At 73.4% G+C, this 21644-nt stretch carries 18 protein-coding genes; 7 read left to right on the top strand and 11 right to left on the bottom strand.

All coding sequences use genetic code 11. The features are described from left to right. Positions 1 to 39 precede the first annotated feature (39 nt). Positions 40 to 1191 (bottom strand): acyl-CoA dehydrogenase family protein, encoded by a 1152-nt coding sequence (locus ACIPUC_RS34595; RefSeq protein ID WP_446594335.1) that lies wholly within the window; start codon positions 1189 to 1191, stop codon positions 40 to 42. 78 nt (positions 1192 to 1269) lie between these two features. On the opposite strand from ACIPUC_RS34595, the gene ACIPUC_RS34590 reads away from it, so the two are divergent. Further along, a complete protein-coding gene (locus ACIPUC_RS34590) occupies positions 1270 to 1923 on the top strand; it encodes a TetR/AcrR family transcriptional regulator (protein WP_446594334.1) in 654 nt (217 codons plus the stop codon). A gap of 50 nt (positions 1924 to 1973) precedes the next feature. Here the strand turns inward: ACIPUC_RS34590 and ACIPUC_RS34585 are convergent, their stop codons facing one another. From ACIPUC_RS34585 to ACIPUC_RS34550, 8 genes are all read right to left on the bottom strand, one after another. Continuing rightward, positions 1974 to 3056 (bottom strand): Zn-dependent alcohol dehydrogenase, encoded by a 1083-nt coding sequence (locus ACIPUC_RS34585; RefSeq protein ID WP_446594333.1) that lies wholly within the window; start codon positions 3054 to 3056, stop codon positions 1974 to 1976. Between the two features lie 45 nt (positions 3057 to 3101). Then, on the bottom strand, positions 3102 to 4514 hold the full coding sequence (locus ACIPUC_RS34580) for an aldehyde dehydrogenase family protein (RefSeq protein WP_446594332.1): 1413 nt from the start codon (positions 4512 to 4514) through the stop codon (positions 3102 to 3104). Positions 4515 to 4612: 98 nt separating this feature from the next. Then, positions 4613 to 6067 carry a CitMHS family transporter gene (locus ACIPUC_RS34575; RefSeq protein WP_446594331.1) on the bottom strand — a complete coding sequence of 485 codons (1455 nt, stop codon included), beginning with the start codon at positions 6065 to 6067 and terminating at the stop codon, positions 4613 to 4615. A 73-nt stretch (positions 6068 to 6140) separates the two neighbouring features. Further along, positions 6141 to 8489 carry a molybdopterin oxidoreductase family protein gene (locus ACIPUC_RS34570; protein ID WP_446594330.1) on the bottom strand — a complete coding sequence of 783 codons (2349 nt, stop codon included), beginning with the start codon at positions 8487 to 8489 and terminating at the stop codon, positions 6141 to 6143. Between the two features lie 196 nt (positions 8490 to 8685). Next, entirely contained in the window at positions 8686 to 9306 is a 621-nt protein-coding gene (locus ACIPUC_RS34565) for a TetR family transcriptional regulator (protein ID WP_446594381.1), read from the bottom strand. 34 nt (positions 9307 to 9340) lie between these two features. Further along, positions 9341 to 10672, bottom strand: a complete 1332-nt coding sequence (locus tag ACIPUC_RS34560; RefSeq protein ID WP_446594380.1) for a hypothetical protein — start codon at positions 10670 to 10672, stop codon at positions 9341 to 9343. A 136-nt stretch (positions 10673 to 10808) separates the two neighbouring features. Continuing rightward, the gene (locus ACIPUC_RS34555; RefSeq protein ID WP_446594329.1) at positions 10809 to 11639 is read right to left on the bottom strand and encodes a hypothetical protein; all 831 of its coding nucleotides are present in this window, start codon (positions 11637 to 11639) and stop codon (positions 10809 to 10811) included. A gap of 62 nt (positions 11640 to 11701) precedes the next feature. After that, positions 11702 to 13867 (bottom strand): right-handed parallel beta-helix repeat-containing protein, encoded by a 2166-nt coding sequence (locus tag ACIPUC_RS34550; protein WP_446594328.1) that lies wholly within the window; start codon positions 13865 to 13867, stop codon positions 11702 to 11704. Positions 13868 to 14024: 157 nt separating this feature from the next. On the opposite strand from ACIPUC_RS34550, the gene hmgA reads away from it, so the two are divergent. Then, positions 14025 to 15347: a homogentisate 1,2-dioxygenase gene (gene hmgA / locus ACIPUC_RS34545; protein WP_446594327.1), complete on the top strand. Its 1323-nt coding sequence runs from the start codon at positions 14025 to 14027 to the stop codon at positions 15345 to 15347. Between the two features lie 72 nt (positions 15348 to 15419). Beyond that, the gene (locus ACIPUC_RS34540) at positions 15420 to 16169 is read left to right on the top strand and encodes a GntR family transcriptional regulator (RefSeq protein WP_446594326.1); all 750 of its coding nucleotides are present in this window, start codon (positions 15420 to 15422) and stop codon (positions 16167 to 16169) included. A 76-nt stretch (positions 16170 to 16245) separates the two neighbouring features. Here the strand turns inward: ACIPUC_RS34540 and ACIPUC_RS34535 are convergent, their stop codons facing one another. After that, positions 16246 to 16410: a hypothetical protein gene (locus ACIPUC_RS34535; protein WP_446594325.1), complete on the bottom strand. Its 165-nt coding sequence runs from the start codon at positions 16408 to 16410 to the stop codon at positions 16246 to 16248. Between the two features lie 143 nt (positions 16411 to 16553). On the opposite strand from ACIPUC_RS34535, the gene ACIPUC_RS34530 reads away from it, so the two are divergent. Further along, the gene (locus tag ACIPUC_RS34530) at positions 16554 to 17678 is read left to right on the top strand and encodes a type ISP restriction/modification enzyme (protein ID WP_446594379.1); all 1125 of its coding nucleotides are present in this window, start codon (positions 16554 to 16556) and stop codon (positions 17676 to 17678) included. Between the two features lie 42 nt (positions 17679 to 17720). On the opposite strand, the gene ACIPUC_RS34525 is transcribed toward ACIPUC_RS34530, so the two are convergent. Continuing rightward, complete coding sequence (locus ACIPUC_RS34525) at positions 17721 to 18446, bottom strand: TetR/AcrR family transcriptional regulator (RefSeq protein WP_446594324.1); 726 nt, start codon at positions 18444 to 18446, stop codon at positions 17721 to 17723. A 73-nt stretch (positions 18447 to 18519) separates the two neighbouring features. On the opposite strand from ACIPUC_RS34525, the gene ACIPUC_RS34520 reads away from it, so the two are divergent. The 3 genes from ACIPUC_RS34520 to ACIPUC_RS34510 all read left to right on the top strand — a co-directional run bounded on the left by ACIPUC_RS34520 (position 18520) and on the right by ACIPUC_RS34510 (position 21621). Further along, complete coding sequence (locus ACIPUC_RS34520) at positions 18520 to 19545, top strand: ATP-binding cassette domain-containing protein (protein WP_446594323.1); 1026 nt, start codon at positions 18520 to 18522, stop codon at positions 19543 to 19545. Continuing rightward, complete coding sequence (locus tag ACIPUC_RS34515) at positions 19542 to 20333, top strand: ABC transporter permease (protein ID WP_446594322.1); 792 nt, start codon at positions 19542 to 19544, stop codon at positions 20331 to 20333. Before ACIPUC_RS34520 ends, ACIPUC_RS34515 begins: the two co-directional genes overlap by 4 nt. 64 nt (positions 20334 to 20397) lie before the next feature. Beyond that, a complete protein-coding gene (locus tag ACIPUC_RS34510; protein ID WP_446594321.1) occupies positions 20398 to 21621 on the top strand; it encodes a CaiB/BaiF CoA transferase family protein in 1224 nt (407 codons plus the stop codon). Positions 21622 to 21644: the final 23 nt, after the last annotated feature.

Here is a 21644-nt window from a genome sequence, read left to right as displayed (position 1 = left end):
GTGAGCAAGCGCTTAGCGCGCCCGCGCGGACGTACGTGCTCAGAAGGCGGAAACGCCCGTGCGGGCCCGGCCGATGAGCAGCTTCTGGATCTGGCTGGTGCCCTCGTAGAGGGTCATCACGCGGGCGTCGCGGAGCAGCTTGCCGGCCGGGTACTCGTCGATGTATCCGTAACCGCCGTGCACCTGGAGGGCGTTGCTCGCGGCGCGGACGGCGGCCTCGGAGGCGAAGAGCTTGGCGGTGGAGGACTCGGTGGCGAAGGGCTGCCCGCGGTCGATGAGGTCCGCCACCCGCCAGGTCAGCAGGCGGGCGGCGTCCACGTCGACCGAGATGTCGGCGATCAGCTCCTGGACCAGCTGGTGCTGGGCGATCGGCTTGCCGAACTGCTCGCGCTGGGCGGCGTACGAGACGGCCGCGTCCAAGGCCGCCTGGGCGATGCCGACGCAGCCGGCGGCGACCGACATCCGGCCCTTGGCCAGCGCGGACATGGCGACCGAGAAGCCCTTGCCCTCGGGGCCGAGCAGGGCGGAGGCGGGGACGCGGACCCCGTCGAGGGCGAGCTCGGCGGTGGCCTGGCCGCGCAGGCCGAGCTTGCCGTGGATCTCGCGGCGGGTGAGGCCGGGGGTGTCGGTGGGGACGAGGAAGGCGGAGACCCCGCGGTGGCCGGGCTCGTCGCCGGTGCGGGCGAACAGCAGCACGACGTCGGCCCAGGTGCCGTTGGTGATGAACATCTTGCTGCCGGTGAGGACGTACGCGTCCCCCTCGCGCACGGCGCGGGTGGTGAGGCTGCCGGCGTCGGAGCCGGTGCCGGGCTCGGTCAGGCCGAAGCAGCCGAGCGCGTCCCCGGAGCACAGGCGGGGCAGCCAGGCGTGCTTCTGCTCCTCGCTGCCCCAGGCCGCGATGGTCTTGGCGACCAGCCCGAGGGAGACGGAGACGATGCCGCGCACGGCGGAGTCGCCCCGTCCGAGCTCCTCGGTGACCAGGACGTACGCGAGGTGGTCGCCGCCGGAGCCGCCGTACTCCTCGGGGACGGTCAGGCCGAGGAAACCGAGCGCCCCGAGCTTCTTCACGATGCCCCGGTCCACGCTCTCGGCGCGGTCCCACGCGGCGGCGTACGGGGCCACCTCGCGCTCGGTGAACTCGCGGGCGAGCCGGCGTACGGCGCTCTGCTCCTCGCTCAGCTCCAGGTTCACCGGGCACCTCCGGGCGTCTCGTCCGGGCCGTTAACTAGCACCGGTAGTTTATGGCGGGCAGGCCCTACTATGTGGCGCATGGCCAGACCGCGCAAGCCCCTCCTCAGCAGAGCCCGCATCGTCGAGGCGGCGGGTGCGCTGGTGGACGCCGAGGGACTGGAGGCGGTGTCGACGCGGCGGCTGGCAGCCGCGCTCGGGGTCAGCGGGCCGTCCCTGTACAACCACTTCCGCACCAAGGACGAGATCCTGGACGCGGTGGCGGACGCGGTGAGCGCGCGGGTCGACTTGTCGATGTTCGAGGCCGACCGCCTGGACTGGCGGGGCGCTTTGCACGCCTGGGCGCACTCGTACCGGGACGCCCTGTCCGACCATCCGAACATCGTCCCGGTGCTCGCACGGGGCCCGGGCCGCCGCCCGGCGGGCCTCCGGCTGGCGGACGCGGTCTTCGGCGCGATGACGGAGGCGGGCTGGCCCCCGGCACAGGCGACCCGGATCGGCGCGCTGATGCGGTACTTCATCCTGGGATCGGCGATGGCCTCGTTCGCCCGGGGCTTCGTGGACGACGAGACGGCATACGACCCGGCGGACTACCCCCACCTGGGCCAGGCCCACCTGCTGGCAGAGCGCCGGCAGGAGGTGGACGAGGGCGCCTTCGAAACGGGCCTGGCGGCCCTCCTGGACGGACTGGCCCTCCAGTTCGAGGCGCTGGCGCGGGGGAAGACCGGGGCCTAGCGGACTTCGGCCCCCCGGAACTCCGAGGGGGGCCGGTACCGGCGGGCGGCCTAGAAGACGACGAGCGAGCGGCCGCCCTTGCCCGCCAGCATGGCGTCGAACGCGGCCGGGATGCCGTCGAGGGTGATGCGGTCGGTGACGAGGGAGCCGAGGTCGAGGCGGCCCGCGCGGACGTGCTCGGCGATCACCGGGAGGTCGCGGGCGGGGTCGCTGTTGCCGTAGACGCAGCCGGTGAGGGTGCGCGCGAAGTGGAAGATCTCCAGGGCGTGGAAGGCGACCTGCTGGTCCTTTCCGCCGATGCCGACCACCGTCGTGCGGCCGCCCCGGCGGGTGGAGTCCCAGGCCGCGCGGATGCTCGCCGCCCGGCCGGCGCATTCGACGGCGACGTCCGCGCCCTGGCCGCCGGTCAGGGCGCGGATCTGCTTCGCGGTGGTGTCGTCGGAGGCGAGCACGAACTCGGTGGCTCCCGCCGCCCGCGCCAGCTCCTCCTTGGCCGGGGAGACGTCGACGGCCACGACGGGGCCCGCCTGGGCGATGCGGGCGGCCTGCAGTGCGGCCAGGCCGACCCCGCCGACGCCGAACACGGCCACCGACTCGCCCGGGCGGACCTGGGCGCTGTGGTGGACGGCGCCGTAGCCGGTGAGGACCGCGCAGCCGAGCAGGGCGGCCTCGGCGAGCGGAATCCCGGCGGGCGCGGGCAGCACGCAGTTGGCCGCGACGACGGTCTCCTCGGCGAACGCGGCCACGTTCAGCCCCGGGTGCAGCTCGGTGCCCTGCGCGTCGTGCGCGTAGACGGCCCCGACGCCCGTGAGCGCCTGGGCGCAGAGCCAGACCTCGCCGATGGAGCAGTGGTGGCACTGCCCGCAGGACGGCGCCCAGTTGAGCACCACCCCGTCGCCGGGGGCGACGTGGGTCACTCCCTCCCCGACGGCGAGGACCGTACCCGCGCCCTCGTGGCCGAGGACGGCGGGGACGGGCACCCGCATGGTGCCGTTGGTGAGGGAGAGGTCGGAGTGACAGACCCCGGCTGCGGCGAGCCGGACCCTGACCTGCCCGGGGCCGGGATCGGGCAGCACTATCTCCCGTATCTCGAGCGGGGCTCCGACGGCGGGCAGGATGGCGGCGCGGACCATGGTCGTCTTCTCCGAATCGCGGCGGCTCAGAACGGGCGGGACAGCTTAGAACTGCAGGGACTTGGTCTGGAGGTACTCCGCCAGACCGTGCGGGCCCAGCTCCCGACCGACGCCCGACTGCTTGTAGCCGCCGAAGGGCGCGAGCACGTTGAAGCGGCCGCCGTTGATGTCCACCTGCCCGGTGTCCATACGGCGGGCGAAGGCCACGGCCGTCTCCTCGTCCGCGGCCCAGACCGCGCCGCCCAGGCCGTAGACGGTGCCGTTGGCGATGCGCAGCGCGTCCTCCTCGTCCTCGTAGGCGAGGATCGACAGCACGGGGCCGAAGATCTCCTCCTGGGCGATGGTCATGTCGGGCGTGACGTCGGCGAACACGGTGGGGGCGACGAAGTACCCCCGCTCGTGGGGTGCGTCGGCGCCGCCGGCGACGAGGCGAGCGCCTTCCTCGACACCCTTGGCGATGTACCCGCGCACGCGCTGGTGCTGCTTGGCGTTGATGACCGGGCCCAGGCGGGTGGCCGGGTCGGTGGGGTCGCCGGTGGGGTACGCGGCGACGGCGGCGGCCGCGAGCGAGACGGCCTCCTCGTACTGGTCCCGGTGGACGAGCATGCGCGTGAGCGCGTTGCAGCTCTGGCCGGTGTTGTTCATGACATGGCCCACGCCGGTGGCGACGGCCTTGGCCAGGTCGGCCCCCGGCAGGATGACATTGGCCGATTTTCCGCCCAGCTCGAGGGCGACCCGCTTGACGGCGGCGCCAGCGGTGGCGCCGATCTGCTTGCCGACGGCGGTCGAGCCGGTGAAGGAGACGAGGTCGACCCCCTCGTGCGCGGCCAGTGCCTGCCCGGCGACCGGACCGGTTCCGGTCACCAGGTTGAACACTCCGGCCGGGATGCCCGCCTCGTGCACGGCTTCGGCGAAGAGCTGTGCGGTCAGCGGGGTGTCCTCAGCCGGCTTGAGGACGAGGGTGCAGCCGGCGGCGAGAGCGGGCGCCACCTTTGCAACGACTTGGTGCAGCGGATAGTTCCAGGGCGTGATGGCCCCGACCACACCGACCGGTTCGAGCAGCACGGTGGAGTTCCCGAGCCGCTGCTCGAAGGCGTACGAGGCGCCGAGTTCGGCGTACGAGGAGGCCACCGCGAGCGGCGCCCCGACGTGGACCATTTCCGCGAAGCCGAGCGGGGAGCCGAGCTCTGCGGTGATGGTCTCGGCGATCTCGCTCTTGCGGGCGGCCAGCACGTTGCGCAGGGCGCCGATCAGCGCCGCCCGCTCGGCCGGAGCCGTGGCCGCCCAGCCCGGGAAGGCCGCGCGGGCCGCGCGTACGGCGGCGTCCACGTCCTCGGCGGTGCCGGCCGGAACCGCGCCGATGACCGTCTCGTCGGCCGGGTTGACGACCTCGATGCGGTCGCGTCCGGCGGCGGGCCGCCAAGCGCCGCCGATGTACATCCCGTCGTGGGCCTTCATGGCATTCCTCCCGAGCACGCACGAGCGCGTAGACCAGACCTCGCGGACACCCTACAAACTAGCGTCGGTAGTTTTCGGCGCGCCAGGGGCGGCCGGGATCAGATGATGCCGAAAAGCATCCCCGCCGCGAGGACCACCAGGGAGGTCAGGGCCGCCCATTTCACGGTGAAGCGGGTGTGGTCGCCGAACTCGACCTTGGCCATGCCGACGAGGACGTAGACGGCCGGAACCAGCGGGCTCGACATGTGCAGCGCCTGCCCGACCAGGGAGGCGCGGGCGATCTCGAGCGGGGAGACGCCGTGGGCGGCGCCGGCTTCGGCGAGGACGGGCAGCACGCCGAAGTAGAAGCCGTCGTTGGACATGAAGTAGGTGAGCGGCAGGCTGAGCAAGCCGGTGACCAGCGCCATGTGCGGGCCCATGCCCTCGGGGATGGCGCCGACGAGCCAGTCGGCCATGTGTTTGACCATGCCGGTGCCGGAGAGGACGCCCGTGAAGACGGCGGCGGCGAAGACCATGCCGGCGACGTTGAGGACGTTGTCGGCGTGGGCGGCGATCCGCGCCCGCTGGTCGGGCATGTGCGGGAAGTTGACCGTGAGGGCGAGGGCGGCGCCGAGCAGGAACAGCACCGGGATGGGCAGCAGCTCCATGATCATCGCGGTGAGCAGGGCGAGGGTGAGGCCGGCGTTGAACCAGTACAGGCGCGGGCGCAGGGTGGCGCGGTGGGGGTCGAGGCCCTGGAACCCGTCCTCGGAGCCGCCCGTCGCGGTGGACGGCGAACGGCTGCCGCCGGGGCCGGCCGGACCTGCCGGGCCCGACGGGCCGGCGGGGCTTTCGGCCGAGCCGCCCGTACCGGCGGCGACCAGCGCGGACGCGGTCTCCGGGGTGCGCTCGACGACGGTGGCGGTGGACGTGACGCCGTCGTCCTGCGGCATGACCAGGAGGCCGACCCGGCGGCGCTCCTTCACGCCGAGGACGTAGGCCAGCAGGAACACGAACAGCAGGCCCACCGCGAGGGCCGGGATCATCGGGACGAAGATGTCGCCGGCGTCGAGCTTGAGGGCGGTCGCGGCGCGGGCCGTGGGGCCGCCCCAGGGCAGGGTGTTCATGACGCCGTTGGCGGTGGCCGCGACGCCCGTCATGACCACCAGGCTCAGACCGAGCCGCTTGTAGAGCGGGTACATCGCCGAGACGGTGATCATGAAGGTGGTCGACCCGTCTCCGTCGAGCGAGACGATCGCGGCGAGGACGGCGGTACCGACGACCACGCGCATGGGGTCTGCCTTGCAGAAGCGCAGGATGCCGCGCACGATCGGGTCGAAGAGGCCGACGTCGATCATCACGCCGAAGTAGACGATGGCGAACATCAGCATCGCGGCGGTCGGCGCGAGTTTGCCGACGCCGTCGATGACGTAGTCGCCGAGGTGGGCGCCCTTTCCTGCGAACACGCAGAACAGCGCGGGGATGAGGACGAGCGCCGCGATGGGCGACATTTTCTTCAGCATGATCAGGACCAGGAAGGTCGCGATCATGGCGAAGCCGAGGATGGTCAGCATGGAGGGAACGTAGGTGCCTCCTCCTTCCGCCAACAAGACGTCAACGCGTGAGCAATACGAGCAAAACCCCAGCTCAGGGCAGGGGTGCCAGCACGACGGGGAAGCCGTTGAGCACGGCCGTGCCCGAGAGCGGGTCGAGCCGGGTGCCGTCGAGGAGCTGGTTGACGTTCACGCCGGGTGCGGCGGCGGCCACCGAGAGCCGGACCCCCGCGCGGTCGTGGCCCCAGCCGTGCGGGAGGCTCACGACTCCGGCGCGCAGGGTGTCGGTGATCTCCACGGGGACGTCCAGGCTGCCGCCGTCGGCGGTGATCCTGGCCCGGCCTCCGTCGGTGAGCCCCAGCCGGTCCGCGTCCTGCGGGTGGACCTGGAGGGTGCACCGGTTGGAACCTCCGGTGAGGGCCGGGACGTTGTGCAACCAGCTGTTGTTGGACCGCAGATGGCGGCGGCCCACGAGCACCAGGCCGGCGGGGCGGTCGGCGAGCGCCGCCCGCAGCCCGGGGAGCTCGGCCGCGATCGGGTCCGGGAGCAGCTCGATCCTGCCGCTGCGGGTCTTCAGCACGCCCGGAAGCCGGGGCTCCAGCGGGCCCAGGTCGATGCCGTGCGGGTGCTCGAGCAGCCGCTCCAGGCTGAGGCCGGGCGCACTGGGCGCGGCGGGCGCGACGGAGAGGTCCGCAGGTGACTCGACCGCGGAGTCAGCAGCGTTTCCGGCAACGGACTCGGCGGAGGGGGCGGCAAGGGGCTCGGCAACGGGACCGGCAACGGCAAGGCCGAACCGGTCTCCGTACGGCCCGAGTCGGAGCATCAGATCGAGCCGTCGCTCCGGGCCGCTCCCGCCCGCGAGCAGGCCGGCGAGGCGCGCCGGGTCCTGCCCGTGCAGCGGGGAGTGCGCGGCGGCGGTCTCCTTGGCCAAGGCGGACTGGATGGCCAGCTCGTCGACGCCCGCCGGGTCGGCGGATCCGTGCAGGCCGGAGACGGCGAGGATCAGCCGCGCGTGGATCTCGCACTCGTCCATGCTCCCTTCCCCCAGCGGGACTGCGGCGGGCGAGTAACGGGCCTGGTTGCGTACGGCGAACCCGTTGAACGCGAAGTCGAAGTGCGCGCTCTGGGAGGGCGGCGGCGGGGGCAGCACGACATGGGCGTGGCGCGAGGTCTCGTTCAGGTAGGGGTCGACGGAGACCATGAAGTCGAGCCCGGTCAGCGCCCGGTCGAGCCGGTCGCCGTCGGGTGCCGACAGGACGGGGTTGGCGGCGATGGCGAGCAGCACCCGGATCTGCCCGTCGCCTGGGGTCTCGATCTCCTCCGCGAGCGCGGCGGTGGGGAGTTCGCCCTTGGCCTCGGGGTGGCCGCTGACCCGGCTCACCCAGCGGCCGAGGGCGAACCCCTTGCCGGGACCGGGCGGCCGGGAGCCCGGGGCCGTCGCGGAGAGCGGGAAGAGGGCTCCGCCCGGCCGGTCGAGGTTGCCGGTGAGGATGTTCAGTACGTCGACCAGCCAGCTGGCGAGCGTGCCGTACTCGACGGTGCAGCTGCCGATGCGGGCGTACACGGCGGCGGTGGGTGCGGCCGCGAGCTCGCGGGCGAGGGTGCGGATCTCGGCGGCCGTGAGGTCGCAGGCGGGTGCTACGGCCTCAGGAGTGAAACTCCCGAGCGCGGCGGCGAGTTCCCCGATCCCCTCGGTGTGTTCCTCCAGTGCGCCGGGGGCCGCGAGCTTTTCCTCGATCAGCGTGTGCGCGAGGGCGGCGAGCAGCAGCGCGTCGCTGCCGGGGCGCGGCGCGAGGTGGCGGTCGGCGAGCTTGGCCGTGCGCGTGCGGCGCGGGTCGACGACGACGAGGGTGCCGCCCCGTGCGCGCAGGGCCTTGAGCCGGCCCGGGAAGTCCGGGGCGGTGCACAAGGAGCCGTTGGACTCGACCGGGTTGGCGCCGAGGAGCAGCAGGAAGTCGGTGCGGTCGAGGTCGGGGACCGGGATGGCGAAGGGGTCGCCGAAGAGCAGCCCGCTGGAGACGTGCTTGGGCATCTGGTCGAGCGTGCTGGCGGTGAACAGGTTGCGGGTACCGAGCGCCTTGAGGAGCAGCGGCGGGTAGAGGGCGCCCGCCATGGTGTGGACGTTCGGGTTGCCGAGGACGAGGCCGACCGCCTGGGGTCCGTACTCCCGGACGAGAGCGGGGACGGCGGCTGCGATGGCGTCGAAGGCCTCCTCCCAGGTGGCCTCTTGGAGCCGGCCGTCGCGTCGGACGAGGGGGGTGCGCAGCCGGTCGGGGTCGGAGTCGAGTGCTCCGAAGGCGGCGCCCTTGGGGCAGATGAAGCCGTTGCTGAAAACGTCCTCGCGGTCACCGCGGGCGCCGGTGACGGCGGCGCCTTCGATGGTGAGCGTGAGGCCGCAGGTGGCTTCGCACAGGGGGCAGATGCGCAGGGCGGTGCGGGGCATGGGCCCTCCAGGGGCGGCAGGCTGCGGCACGGGCACGCGGGTGCACCGAGCATACCGACCGGTTGGCACGGAGGCGAGAGGTCTTGGGGCGCCGGTCGGCTTGGCGTGGCGTCGGTGGGGACGGCAGGTGGGTCGACGGCCGGAGCCGGGCCCGGAGCGCAGCCGGGGCGCATGGGCGGGGCGCATGGGCGGGGCGTCAGTCCAGTACGCGCGCCAGGTAGGCCTGCATCATCGCCCGGGTCTCCGCGACGATGCCGGGATCGCCTGCCGGGTCGGACCGGAAGGCCAGTTGGATCAGCGCGTCCGTGGCCTCGACGGCGACGAGGACGGCCCGGCGCAGAGTGGCGTCGGGGGTCAGGCCGAGGTGTGCGCAGAGCAGTTCGGTGAGGCGGGCGGCGACCAGGTGGTTGGGGTCGGCCTCCGGACCCTCGGGCGGCGGCGCGGGCACGCCGAAGTCGACGAGCGCGAAGCCGGGAACGCTCCGCTTCATGGCCAGGTACTCGTCCAGTACGGCGTCGACGACGGGTCGCCAGTGGGTGGCGGGGAGGTCGGCGAGCCGGTCCGCGATGCCGTCGGCGTAGCGGTCCAGGTTGCGGTGGGCGAGGGCGATGGCCATGGCCCGCTTGTTGCCGAAGAAACGGTAGACCGAACCGATCGGCACGCCGGCGCGCAGGGCGACGGCGCGGGTACTGAGGTTCTCGTACCCGGTCTCGTCGAGCAGCTCGGCGCAGGCGTCGAGGATCCGGGCGAGCCGGTCGGCGCTGCGCTGCTGGATCGGGGTGCGGCGCAGGGAGTGGGCGGGAGGCACGGGGTCCATCATGCCGCTCCTCGCTTCTGTGTCGAGCGGGGGCTCAGTTCAGCAGGAGGCTCAGCCCGCCGATGGTGTACGTGATCATCAGCGCGAGCAGCGGCAGCTGGCCGGCCACGGCCTTCGCGGGCGGGAAGAGCCGCACGGACCGGTCGTGGGCGGCGACGACGCCCAGGACGTGGCCGGTGACGACGGCGATGACCTGGAGGGCGGCGAGGCCGCCTGGACCCAGGAGCGGGACGGCTTCGGGGGCGTTGTCAGTGCCGAGTGCCATGCTTACTGTGCGTGGTCCTTCGGTTACGAGAAGGGAGAAGTAATGGGCGATGAGATAGCCGAGAGAGATCGGCACGAGTGAGTGCGCGAAGGCGGTGAGCGGTCCGGGGTGCGGGCCGCCGACCAGGCGGGTGGCCGCCGCGCAGAGGCAGTACAGGGTGGCGACGAGGGCGACGGAAGCGAGCAGTCCGAGTGTGGCCGTGGGGGTGCGGCCGAGGGGGGAGGTCTGGAGGACGTTGATCCAGGAGGGGTTGTCGGAGAAGCCGTCGTAGGCGGTGGAGCCGAGCAGGACGCAGACGGTGGCGACGAGTCCGGGCCGCTCGGGTGTCGCGTCGAGTCCGTGGAAGGGGTTACGGAGAACCAGGTGGCCGTCGCTTCGACGGCCGAGGGGGGAGAGGCGGGCCAGGAGGGCGGAGTAGGCCTCGAAGGCGTCGGCGTCGTCGAACCAGCGCTCGCCGAAGCGGGCGGCGAGCAGCAGGTGGGCGCCGGCGTAGGTGGTGAGGGCGATCAGGAGGGTGGTGGTGGATGCGGGATCGGGAGCGACGAGTTCGAGCCAGGTGAAGGCGAACAGCCCAGCGGCGGCCGGCCATTGGCCGAGCCGGGCGGGGAGGGGGCGGTCGGGGACGGGGCGGTCGGGGACGGGGCGGTCGGAGGCGCGGTGGCGGCGGGCCCGGGTGAGCAGGCGGTGCAGGGTGCGGAGCGGGTTGAGCAGGCGCCAGACCGGGCCGAGGAGAAGGGAGGCGGGGACGAGTCCGACCCAGAAGAGGACGTAGACGGCTCCGGGAGCGGGGTTGCGCGCGGGGTCGTCGGGACCGAGGAGGAGGTGCAGGAGGACGGCGAGGGCGGCGGCGAGGCCGAGTCCGCGCAGGGCGGTGCGGGTGGCGGGGGCGTCGGCGGCCCGCTGGAGGGCGGCGGGCAGGGGGTGCCCCGAGCGGTCGCCGCGGAATCGGGAGGTGGACCAGAGCAGGCCGAGTGCGAGGAAGGAGACGAAGAGCGCGGCGAAGGCACCGGCGAATGCGTAGAAAGGAGAGATCGGCAGATCGTGCTGGGACCCGATCCCGTGCGCGAGCGCGGTGAGCGGATCGGCCGGGTGCAGGACCACGCCCTGGCCGGCGCCGCCACCGCCGGCGCCCGGGGCGGGAACCGGACCGGCGGGGGTCAGCATCGGCCCTCCCATGGCCCGGCACCTGGGGCCGCCGCTCCCCCGGCCCGGGGCGGAGTGGGCGGCGCCGGCGGGGTCATCGGACGAGGAGCTGGGTCAGGACGAGGGCGGACTCGTGGGTCTCGACCTCGAAGAGGCCCGTGCGGTCGGCCGTCAGGACCAGGGTGGCCTCCTGGCCTGCGGGCAGGGCGAGTTCCTTGTCGTAGCCGTGGACGTGCAGGACGTCCGCGCGGTCGCTGGTGACGCGCAGGGCGACCCGTTCGCCGCGCCGCAGCTCGGTGCGGGCGGGAGCGGGGCTGACCTTGCCGTCCCGGACGCTGACGGTGACCGTCCGGTCGGCCTGCTCCTGCGGCGTGCTGCCGTGGTCGTGGCCGCCCGGCTGCCCTGGCGCCGGGGCGGTAGCAGTGAGCTGGGTCGCGCCCTCGACCGGCTTGCCGGAGACCGCCCAGGCCGTGTGGTCGTCGGCGTACAGGCGGACGGTCAGGGTGTGCGAGCCCTCGGGGACCTGGGCGGCGGACAGGTGGAACCAGGGGCCGTACAGCCGGGCCAGTTTGCGGCCGTCGAGCTCCAGGTGGGCGTGGCCCGCGCCCGGGAGGGCGGCGCCGCCGGCGCTGTCGGGGGTGAAGCGGAAGTTCTTCACGGCCAGTTGGAGGTTCCAGCCGTCCTCCGAGTCCGGGCGGGCGGTCAGCCGCACCTCCGGTGCACCACCGGCCGGGACCTCGCGGAGCCGGTGGCCGGCGCCGTCGTCGGTGGTGAGCAGCGTGCCCGTGTTCCCGGAGGCCTGCTCGTGGCTGGTGCCGGGCTTGTGGTGGGTGGTGGCCCGCCCACCGCAGCCCGTCACCGCCGCGCAGGCGAGCAGCAGGGCCAGGCCGAGCAGGACCGCGGTGCGCGCCGGGCCGGCGGTCACGGCCGGCCTCCCTTGGGCGGGGCGATCGGGTGGGCCCTGGGTTCCGGGGGCGGGGCGGGCGGTCATGGGTGGGCTCCCGGGGTGGGGGCTGCCGAGTCCGGGCCTGCGTCGGGCCGGGGTTCGGGGGCTGCCGCGGCGAGGGTCGGGGAGGGGTCGGTCGGGGCCGGGCCGCGGTCGCCCGCGGGGTCGGGGCCGGGGCCGGAGGGCTGGACCGGGGCTTCGGGGCGGGCCGAGGCGACCACGGCCCACAGGACCCAGACCAGGGCGAGCAGCGCCCGTACCCAGGCGGGGCTCAGCGGGGTCCAGGGGATCATCAGGACGGCCTTGTCGAAGGCGTCCAGCAGGGTCAGCCCGGCCAGCAGCAGGGTCAGGCGGGCCAGCCAGGGGCGGGTCGGGCGCAGGGCCAGCCCGACTCCCGTCCACCACAGGCCCAGGAGGAGGAGGGCCAGTGCCGGAACGAAGGTGGCGACCAGCCCGGCCGTGGAGCCGGCCACGTCCAGGGCCAGGCCCGCCAGGCCCAGCAGCGAGGCCGCCGTGCCCAGGTGCGAGCCGCGCAGCCGGCGCCACCACAGCACGCCGCCGACCAGGAGCAGGACGCCCGCCACGGCGAGCGCGATCTGGGTCTCGACCCGTTCCAGACCGCGGGCGCCGTACCAGTCGCAGCCGGCCGGGAGTTTGCGCGCCTGGACGCTGTAGTCAGCGCAGACGAGCAGTTGGACCAGCTTGACCGGTTCGCCGACCAGGCGGGCCGAGGCGCCCGAGACATCGCCGCGCGCGCCCCCGCACTGCGGCACGGTGCCCGGGGTGGAGCCGTCGGGGCCCTCCTGCCAGCAGTTGCCGCGGCCCTGGCCGTCCCACCACACGTCCATGCCGTTGGGGCGGGCGGCACCGGTCTTGTCCTTGCCCAGGGTGTTCCCGGCATAGCGGTTGTGGTGGGAGGTGTCGGCCTGCTTCGACCACTGCTCCTCGCCGCGGATGAAAGCGGGGACCGCGCTGAGGAAGAAGCCCGCGCGCTGGTGCCCGTACACCCAGTTGTCCTCGTAGATGTTCCAGTTGCCGCCCGCGGTGATGATGCCGGTGCCCGGCGGCATGGAGATCTGCGGGCAGACGACGCCGCGTTCGTAGCCGCGCTCGACCGGCGGCTTGGCGCAGGTGCCGTCGGCGACGTACCGGTAGTAGTCCTGGTTGTTGTCGTGGATCAGGTTCCGCTCGAACTTGGCGTGGTTCTGCGGGAGTCCGGGGTGGCCGGGGAAGGCGCTGTCCATCGAGGCGCCGCCCATGTTCTGGTCGAACTCGTTGTCGTGCACCCACACCGAGTCGCCCGCGGTACCGGAGTAGCCGACCATGTTGTGGTGGCTGCGGCAGCCGGTGATCTCGATGGAGTAGCGGGGCACGTCGTAGCCGCGGCCGTCGTTGATGTTGGACGCGCTGCCGGGGTAGATGCCGGAGTCGCCGTTTCCGTACGACTCGCAGTTCTTGTAGAGCCCGTGGTCGCTGGCGAAGGTGAGGAAGCCGTACTCGTCGTTCCAGCGGGTCAGGACGTCGTCGATGACGAAGCCGTCGCCGGCGAGGACGTACAGCGAGTTGAAGGTGGTGCGCTGGGCGGTGAAATTGCGGAAGTAGATGCCGTTGGACTTGTCCGCGCGGATGGCGTTGAGCTTCTGGTACTTGGCGTCGATGACGACGTCCATGCGTGAGGCGCCGGTGCCCTCGATCTGGAGGTTCGTCTTGCCGAGGATGGCGACGAGGTTCTGGTTGTGGCGGCAGGCCACCTGCTGCTCGTAGCTGAGGATCTGGTAGCCGAGCGAGGAGTCCGGGGCCTTGAGGGCGGCGCACTCCCCCGTCGGCTTTCCGAGCGAGGGCTCCTCCTCGTACAGGCCGGGGAGGATCGCGATGTTCATCCCGGGCCGGTCGACGGCGTCGACGGCCGCCTGGAGGTGGCGGTAGCCGCTCTTCTCACAGCGCTCGTACAGGGCGAGGTTGCGCTGCCTGAGCTCTTCCGGGAAGGCGGATATCCGGCGTTCGAAGTCGGGCCGCCCGGTCTTGCAGACCACGAGGTCGGGCTCGGCCTTGCGGTACTCGGGTACGGAGCCGGAACCGTCCGGGAGGGTGACGGGGCGCTCCTCGTGCGCGCGGGCGGCGGGCGCGGCGGCGAAGAGGGACAGGAGGGCGAGGAGGGCGGCGAGGAGCGCCGCCGGCACGGCAGGGAACCTGCGGGTCCACGACATGCGCGTGAGAGTAGAGCAATGTTCATCTTTTGGGACCCCCCTCTGCGCGAATCCGTTGCGCCCGGCGGGGGCCGCCGCGCCAAGGCCACCGTTGACGTGCGGGCCGCGGAATCCTACTGTCGACCATAGGATTCCTTCGACGGAGCGGGAGCAGCACATGAGCGAGCAGGCCAGGAAGACGGCGGAGGGGCTGGAGTACCTCACCGGCTTCGGCAACGAGCACAGCTCGGAGGCCGTCCCCGGCGCCTTGCCGCTCGGCCGGAACTCGCCCCAGCGCGCCCCCCTGGGCCTCTACGCCGAGCAGCTCAGCGGCTCCGCCTTCACCGAGCCGCGCACCCACAACCGCCGCTCGTGGCTGTACCGGATCCGCCCCTCGGCGGCGCACCCGCCCTTCACCCGGATCGACAACGGGGCCGTGCGCACCGGGCCCTTCACCGAGATGGCGGCGGACCCGAACCGGCTGCGCTGGAACCCGCTGCCCGAGCCGGCCCCCGGCACCGACTTCCTGGCCGGTCTGTGGACCCTCGGCGGCAACGGCGACGCCACCCAGCGCACCGGCATGGCCATCCACCTCTACGCCGCCAACGCCTCCATGGCCGACCGGGTGTTCAGCGACTCCGACGGCGAGCTGCTGATCGTCCCCGAGCGCGGCGGGCTGCTGCTGCGCACCGAGTTCGGCCTGCTCGGCGCGGGCCCCGGCGAGGTCGCCCTGATCCCGCGCGGCGTGCGCTTCCGCGTCGAACTCCTCGGGGACGATGCCCGCGGCTACGTCTGCGAGAACTACGGCCAGCCCTTCGAGCTGCCGAACCTGGGCCCGATCGGGGCCAACGGCCTCGCCGCGGCACGCGACTTCCGGGCCCCGGTGGCCGCGTACGAGACCCCCGACCTGCTCGACCGCCCGACCGAGGTGGTCAACAAGTTCTGCGGCAACCTCTGGTCCGCCACCTACGACCACTCGCCGCTCGACGTCGTCGCCTGGCACGGCACCCACGTCCCGTACGTCTACGACCTGCGCCGCTTCAACGTCCTAGGCTCGATCAGCTACGACCACCCGGACCCGTCGATCTTCACGGTGCTGACCTCGCCCTCCGACACCCCGGGGCTGGCGGGCGTGGACTTCGTGGTCTTCGCCCCGCGCTGGCTGGTCGGCGAGGACACCTTCCGCCCGCCGTACTTCCACCGCAACGTGATGAGCGAGTACATGGGCCTGATCGAGGGCGCCTACGACGCCAAGGCCGAAGGGTTCGTACCGGGCGGCGGCTCGCTGCACAACATGATGTCCGCGCACGGCCCGGACCGGGAGACCTTCGACCGGGCCAGCGCCGCCGAGCTGAAGCCGCAGAAGATCGACGACGGCCTGGCCTTCATGTTCGAGACCCGCTGGCCGATCACCGCCACCGCCCAGGCGGCCGGCGCGGATCACCTCCAGCGCGGGTACGACGACGTGTGGCAGGGCCTGCAGCGCCACTTCCGTGCCTGACCTGCACTGCATACCCTGCGTACCGCGCCTGCGCCGCGCAGCATCGCCGTCCAGCCGTACGGAGAACCACCCGTGACCGCCTTCGCCCCCGACTCACTGGTCCTGAACCGGAAACTGCCCCTCTGGTACCAGGTGTCACAGTCGTTGCGCGCCTCGATACTGGGGCGCACCCCGGACGCCTCGCTGCGCCTGCCCACGGAGGAGCAGCTGGCCGAGCACTACGGGGTGAGCGTGCTGACCATGCGGCAGGCGCTCAAGGAGCTGGAGGGCGAGGGGCTGATCAGCCGGCACCGGCGGCGCGGCACCTTCATCGAGCCGGGCGCGCGGCGCGGCTCCCCGGTGCGGCTGCTGGGCTCGGTCGACGCGATCGTGGCCCAGCAGTCGGGCGACCGTACGACGATTCTCGGCCACGGGCGCACGGTGGTGTCCGGGGAGCTGCTGGAGCACTTCCCGGGCACGCCCGAGGTGGTCACGTACCGCCGGCTCCGCCACGACTCCGCGAGCGGCGAGCCGACCAACTGGGTCGAGAACGCGGTCCTTCCGGAGCTCGCCGAGGCGGTCCGGCTCGCCGATCTCGAACGGTGGCCGATGACGAAGGTCCTGCGGGACGTCGTCGGGGTGCGCATCAGCCGGATCACCGACACGGTGGAGGCGCGGCTCGCCGATCCCGAGACGGCCGAGCTGCTCCAGGTGCCGCTGCTCAGCCCGATCCTGCACTACACGGGCGTGACCTACGACGAGGACGGGCGGGTGGTGGACGTGGCCCGCATCCGCTACCGCGGCGACCGGTTCTCGTTCACGGTGACGGTCGACGCGCACTGACGGGGGTCACTTCTCCACGCCACGTCTCCGAGTCACTTCTCCTCGCCGCTTCTTCTCTTCTTGTCGCTTCTTCTCGTCACTTCTTCTCGTCGTCGTCCTTGCCGCGCTCACCCTCCGCCTGCGACGGCGTGGTCCGCTTCGTCTGGGGGTGCAGCTGCTTGCGCTGGGCCTCGTCCATGTCCTCGTCCAGCCGCTCGCCCTCGGCCTGCGAAGGAGTCGAGTATTCGTCGTACTGACTCATGGCCGTCTCCTGTTTCCTCGGTCGATACGGTACGTATACGTACATAAGGAGCGTAGCGCTTCGGCCTGGACACAGCCCGGCCACCGGATCCCGTCGCTACCATCGGCGGCGTGAGCGAAGACGTACCGCTGCTGGACGATCTGATGCCCTGGGCCGTGGGCGGCCTGCGCCTGGGCCGGGACTGGGTGGCCGCGCCCGATCCGGCCGCCCTGCGCGCCCGCTGGGCTGCCCTGACCAGCGCCGAAGGGGCCGAGCGGGACCGGCTGTTCCGGCCGAGCCGCAGCCGTACGCCCGCCGCCGGCGCGGCCGCGCTGCCCGGCCAGCGCTCCGCGGCCACCGCCCGTTTCACCGATGGGCCCGGCCCGTGCCCCGATCCCGTACGGGTGCTGCGCGAGCCCTTCGACGAGCAGTGGCTGCTGCCGGACCAGCGGCTCATCGACACGGCCCGCCCGGAGCTCTGGCGGGTCCTGGACGAGCACCAGCTGTTCCTCCTGGAGACCCCGGATCCGCTGGTCACCGCCCACCTCCCGGCCGGCCGCCTCGGCCGGATCCGCCCGCTGCACCGGCGCCCCGGCGGCGCCGAGCCGAACCTCGCCCCCGGCCTGCTGCCGCTGCTGGGCGAGCGGTACGGCGGCTGGGTCGCCCCCGAGGACGTGCTGTGCTGGATCCTCGCGGCGGGCCGCCCCGGGCCGCGGGGGTACGAGGTCCCGTTCGCCGCCGATCCATCGCGCTGGCGGGCCGGCCTGGAGCTGGGGCACCGGCTGCTCGCGGTCCAGCTGCGCGCGGCCCGCGGGGGCGAGCCGCCCCGGCTGCCGGGCGGGCGCCGCCCGTACGTCCGCTCGGCGGTCACGGCATGGCCGCACGAGGTCGCGTACGACGCCGGGAGCGAGACGCTGAGCCTCGGCGGCGGGACCGTGTCCCCCGTGCCGACCGGCGCGTGGGAGTACGAGGCGCAGGGCGTGCGGGTGCTGGAGGCCTGGTTCGCCGCCCGCGGCGCGCACCGCGACCCGGCCGCCGACGGGCTGGAGGCGCTGGGTCCGGCCGAGTGGCCGCAGGCCTGGACCTCGGAGCTGCTGGCCCTGGTCACCACCTTGGCGCTGCTGGCCGATCTGGCCCCGGAACGGGCCGCCTTCGCACCCGGCCCCGCCTTGTCCGCGGCCGAGCTGCGCACGGCCGGGGTGCTGCCGCCGCCGCGCTGGACCAGGCGCCCGGCCTCGGTCCTGGACCACCAGGAGGAGGGCCCCGGCGGGCAGTTCGCGCTGCTCTGAGGCGCTGCCGAGCCGCCGCAAGCCGCCGAGCCGCGCCCGGCCCTACGGACCCCAGGCCTCCAGCAGCCGCGACATCGAGCGGTCGAAAATGGCGGCCATGTCCAGCCCCGCACCGGGGACCGGGCCGCCGCCCTTGACGGCCGCCGCCAGCCGCGGGTACTGCCCGGTCGCCAGGCGCGAGCCGAGCCAGGCCGTCCGTACGCGCTGTTCCTCCGCCTCGCTCCAGGGCAGCGACCGGGCCCGCTCGGCCAGTGCCAGTTCGCCCGCCACGTAGGTGGCGACGGTGCCGTTGACCGCCGCGACCAGCTCCAGCTTCTCGGCGTCCGGCGCGTCCAGCGGCGCCAGGCAGTCCAGGCTGTACTCGAGGTAGCGCAGGGCGTTCGGGCTGAAGCCGTAGACGGGGCTCAGCAGGCGCGGCAGCCACGGGTGGCGGTGCATCAGCGCCCGGGTCTGGCGGGCCAGCGCGAGCACGTCGGCCCGCCAGTCGCCGGTCGGCGGGGGGAACTCGTACTGCCCGCCGACCGCGTCGACCATCAGCTCGTACAGGTCCTCCTTGCGCGGCACGTAGTTGTAGAGGGACATGGTCCCCGCACCGATCCCGGCCGCCACGCGCCGCATGGAGACGGCTTCGATCCCCTCCTCGTCGGCGATCCGCACCGCCTCGGCGGCGATGGACTCGCGGCTGTGCGCGGGCCTGGGTCCGCGGCCGGCCCGCTGGGGGCGGGACCAGATCACTTCGGGTTCAGCGGGTCGCCCGCCGGCTGTCATCGCTCAGATCACCTCGTCGTCTCGCCCCCATCTTAGTTACGTACACCGTACGTAGTGAGGTACGGTGTCGCACATGACGACTACGTACGCTGTACTTAGTGAGGGTTTGGAGAAGAACTACGGGGAGGTCCACGCGCTGCGCGGCCTCGACCTCGCCGTGCCCGAGGGCACGGTGTGCGGTCTCCTGGGCCCCAACGGCGCGGGCAAGACCACCGCCGTCCGGATCCTCACCACCCTCACCGCGCCCGCCGGCGGCCGCGCCCTCGTCGCGGGCCACGACGTCGCCCGCGACCCCGCGGCCGTCCGCCGCGCCATCGGCGTCACCGGCCAGTACGCCTCGGTCGACGGGGACCTGACGGGCCGCGAGAACCTGCGCCTCTTCGCCCGCCTCGCCGGACTGCGCGGCTCCGCGGGCCGGGACCGCGCCGACGCGCTGCTGGAGCGCTTCGGCCTCGCCGAGGCCGCGGACCGGGTGACCGGCACCTGGTCGGGCGGTATGAAGCGGCGCCTGGACCTGGCCGCCGGGCTGGTCACCCGCCCCCGCGTGCTCTTCCTCGACGAGCCCACCACCGGCCTCGATCCGGCGGCCCGGGAGCAGATCTGGACCGCCGTACGGGAACTGGCCGACGAGGGCACCACGGTGCTGCTCACCACCCAGTACCTGGAGGAGGCCGACCGGCTCGCCGACGACATCGTGGTCGTCGACCGCGGCCGCGCCGTCGCGCACGGCACCCCCACCGACCTCAAGGCGCGGATCGGCGCCTACGCCGAGGTCACCGTCCCCGCGCGCGAGGCCCTCCCCGGCGCCGCCGCCGTACTGGACCAGCTCACCGGCGGCCGGCCGGTGCTCGACGAGGAACGACTGACGGTCGGCGTCACCGTGCTCGACTCCGGGCTCACCCTGCCCCGCATCATCCGCGAACTCGACGGCTCCGGGGTCCCGGTCACCGACGCGAGCCTGCGCCCGCCCACCCTCGACGAGGTGTTCCTGCGCCTCACCCGAATCCCCGACGCGACGCAGAACGCGGCACAGAACGCGGCACAGAGCGGAACCCGGAACGGGACCCAGGGCAAGACCCAGAAGGAGAACGCGGCATGAGCACCCTGCTGTCCGACGGCGGAGCCGTCCTCACCCGCCAGCTCCAGAAGGCCCGGCACGCCCCCGCGCTGCTGATCCTCACCCAGACCATGCCGGTCACCATGCTGCTGTTCTTCGGCTACGTCTTCGGCAGCGCCCTCGCGATGCCGGGCGCCGAGTACCGCGAGTTCCTGGTCCCCGGACTGCTCGCCGCGACCGCCGCGAACGGCCTGATGACCGGTATGTTCACCGCCGCGCAGGACGCGCACCGCGGGGTGATGGACCGGTTCCGGACGCTGCCCATGAGCCGCAGCGCCGTACCGCTCGGGCAGACCGCCGCGGATCTGCTCACCACGGCGGTCTCCATGGTGCCGCTGATGCTGGTGGGGCTGGCGATGGGCTGGCGCATCGAGAACGGCCTGCCGGGCGCGCTGGGGGCCTTCGGACTGCTGCTGCTGTTCCGCTTCGCCACCGCGTGGGTCGGGACGTACCTCGGCCTGGTGAGCAGGAGCGAGGAGGCGGCCGGCCAGCTCGGCAGCGCCACCTTCGTCCTGCCGATGCTGTCCAGCGCGTACCTGCCGACCGCCGGCCTGCCCGGGTGGCTCCGTACGGTCGCCGAGTGGAACCCGATCAGCGCCGTCGCGACCGGCGTGCGCGAGCTGTGCGGAAACGCCGGGGCCGAGGACGTGGCGGGTGCCGCCTGGCCCGCCGCCCATCCGGTCGCCGGGGCCGTCGTGTGGTCGCTCGTCCTCCTCGCGCTCTTCGTGCCGCTGGCCACGCGCCGGTTCGCGCGCGGCCTCACCGCGTAGGTCCCGAGCGCGAGGGAGTCAGGGGGGTGACAGGACGGGGCCCGACGGGATAGGCATCGGTGCCATGGACACCGAAACCGCCGCGCCCGCATCAGAGCCCGAGCCCCTCCCCCTCGCCGGTATCACCGTCGTCGCCGTCGAACAGGCCGTCTCGGCCCCCTTCGCCACCCGCCAGCTCGCCGACCTCGGCGCCCGGGTGATCAAGGTCGAGCGTCCCGACGGCGGCGACTTCGCGCGCGCCTACGACACCACCGCGCACGGCCTCGCCTCGCACTTCGTGTGGGCCAACCGCGGCAAGGAGTCGCTCGCGCTCGACCTCAAGGACCCGCGCGGCCGGGAGATCCTGCACGGGCTGCTGGCCGGCGCCGATGTCTTCGTACAGAACCTCGCGCAGGGCGCGGCGGCCCGGCTCGGGCTCGACTCGGCCGCGCTGTGCGCACGGTACCCGCGGCTGGTCGCCGTGGACGTCTCCGGCTACGGCGCCGAAGGCCCGTACGCCCACAAGCGCGCCTACGACATGCTCGTGCAGTGTGAGGCGGGCCTGGTCTCGGTGACCGGCACCCCGGAGCAGCCCGTCAAGGCGGGGATCCCGGCGGCCGACATCGCGGCGGCCATGTACGCCTTCTCGGGGGTGCTCGCGGCCCTGTTGCGGCGCGGTGTCACCGGGCGCGGAGGCAGGGTGGAGGTGTCCATGCTGGACGCGCTCGCCGAGTGGATGGGGCATCCGCTGCACCACACCATGCACGGCGGCGAGCAGCCCGTGCGGACGGGTCTCGCGCACGCGGTGATCGCGCCCTACGACGCCTACCCGACGGCCGACGGCGACCGCGTGCTGCTGTCGGTGCAGAACGACCGGGAGTGGCAACGCCTCGCACAACAGGTGCTGGAGCGCCCCGAGTTGGCACAGGACCCGGCCTTCGCGACGAACGCGGCGCGCACCGGCAACCGGGAGAAGACCGACGCGGTGGTGGCGCAGGCCCTGGGCCGGCTGGACGCGGACGAGGCGATCGGGCGGCTGGAGGCGGCCGGCCTGGCCTGCGCGCGGCTGAACTCGGTGGCCCAGCTGGCCGGCCACCCGCAGCTGGCGGCCCGGGACCGCTGGCGGGAGGTGGGATCACCGGCCGGTCCGCTGCGGGCCCTGCTCCCGCCGATCGGACTGCCGGGCGGCGCGGCACCGCACATGGGTGCGGTGCCCGCGCTGGGTGAACACACCGAGACCCTGCTGCGCGCCCTGGGGATGACGGGCGCGCAGATCTCGGAACTGCGCCGGGAGGGTGTGGTGGCGTAGGGCCGGGGAGCCGGAGCCGAGCC

The organism is Streptomyces sp. LARHCF249, from assembly GCF_052871255.1.
The sequence above is the reverse complement of the archived record's forward strand: the minus strand, read 5'-3'. Positions and strand labels throughout refer to the sequence as shown.

Bases quoted from the DNA above. Each gene is read 5' to 3' on its own strand.
- ACIPUC_RS34575 (WP_446594331.1), bottom strand. From the start codon at position 6,067: ATGCTGACCATCCTCGGCTTCGCCATGATCGCGACCTTCCTGGTCCTG.
- ACIPUC_RS34565 (WP_446594381.1), bottom strand. From the start codon at position 9,306: ATGGACCCCGTGCCTCCCGCCCACTCCCTGCGCCGCACCCCGATCCAG.
- ACIPUC_RS34515 (WP_446594322.1), top strand. From the start codon at position 19,542: ATGAGCACCCTGCTGTCCGACGGCGGAGCCGTCCTCACCCGCCAGCTC.
- ACIPUC_RS34590 (WP_446594334.1), top strand. From the start codon at position 1,270: ATGGCCAGACCGCGCAAGCCCCTCCTCAGCAGAGCCCGCATCGTCGAG.
- ACIPUC_RS34570 (WP_446594330.1), bottom strand. From the start codon at position 8,489: ATGCCCCGCACCGCCCTGCGCATCTGCCCCCTGTGCGAAGCCACCTGC.
- ACIPUC_RS34585 (WP_446594333.1), bottom strand. From the start codon at position 3,056: ATGGTCCGCGCCGCCATCCTGCCCGCCGTCGGAGCCCCGCTCGAGATA.
- ACIPUC_RS34535 (WP_446594325.1), bottom strand. From the start codon at position 16,410: ATGAGTCAGTACGACGAATACTCGACTCCTTCGCAGGCCGAGGGCGAG.
- ACIPUC_RS34520 (WP_446594323.1), top strand. From the start codon at position 18,520: ATGACGACTACGTACGCTGTACTTAGTGAGGGTTTGGAGAAGAACTAC.
- ACIPUC_RS34530 (WP_446594379.1), top strand. From the start codon at position 16,554: ATGCCCTGGGCCGTGGGCGGCCTGCGCCTGGGCCGGGACTGGGTGGCC.
- ACIPUC_RS34510 (WP_446594321.1), top strand. From the start codon at position 20,398: ATGGACACCGAAACCGCCGCGCCCGCATCAGAGCCCGAGCCCCTCCCC.
- hmgA (WP_446594327.1), top strand. From the start codon at position 14,025: ATGAGCGAGCAGGCCAGGAAGACGGCGGAGGGGCTGGAGTACCTCACC.
- ACIPUC_RS34525 (WP_446594324.1), bottom strand. From the start codon at position 18,446: ATGACAGCCGGCGGGCGACCCGCTGAACCCGAAGTGATCTGGTCCCGC.
- ACIPUC_RS34550 (WP_446594328.1), bottom strand. From the start codon at position 13,867: ATGTCGTGGACCCGCAGGTTCCCTGCCGTGCCGGCGGCGCTCCTCGCC.
- ACIPUC_RS34580 (WP_446594332.1), bottom strand. From the start codon at position 4,514: ATGAAGGCCCACGACGGGATGTACATCGGCGGCGCTTGGCGGCCCGCC.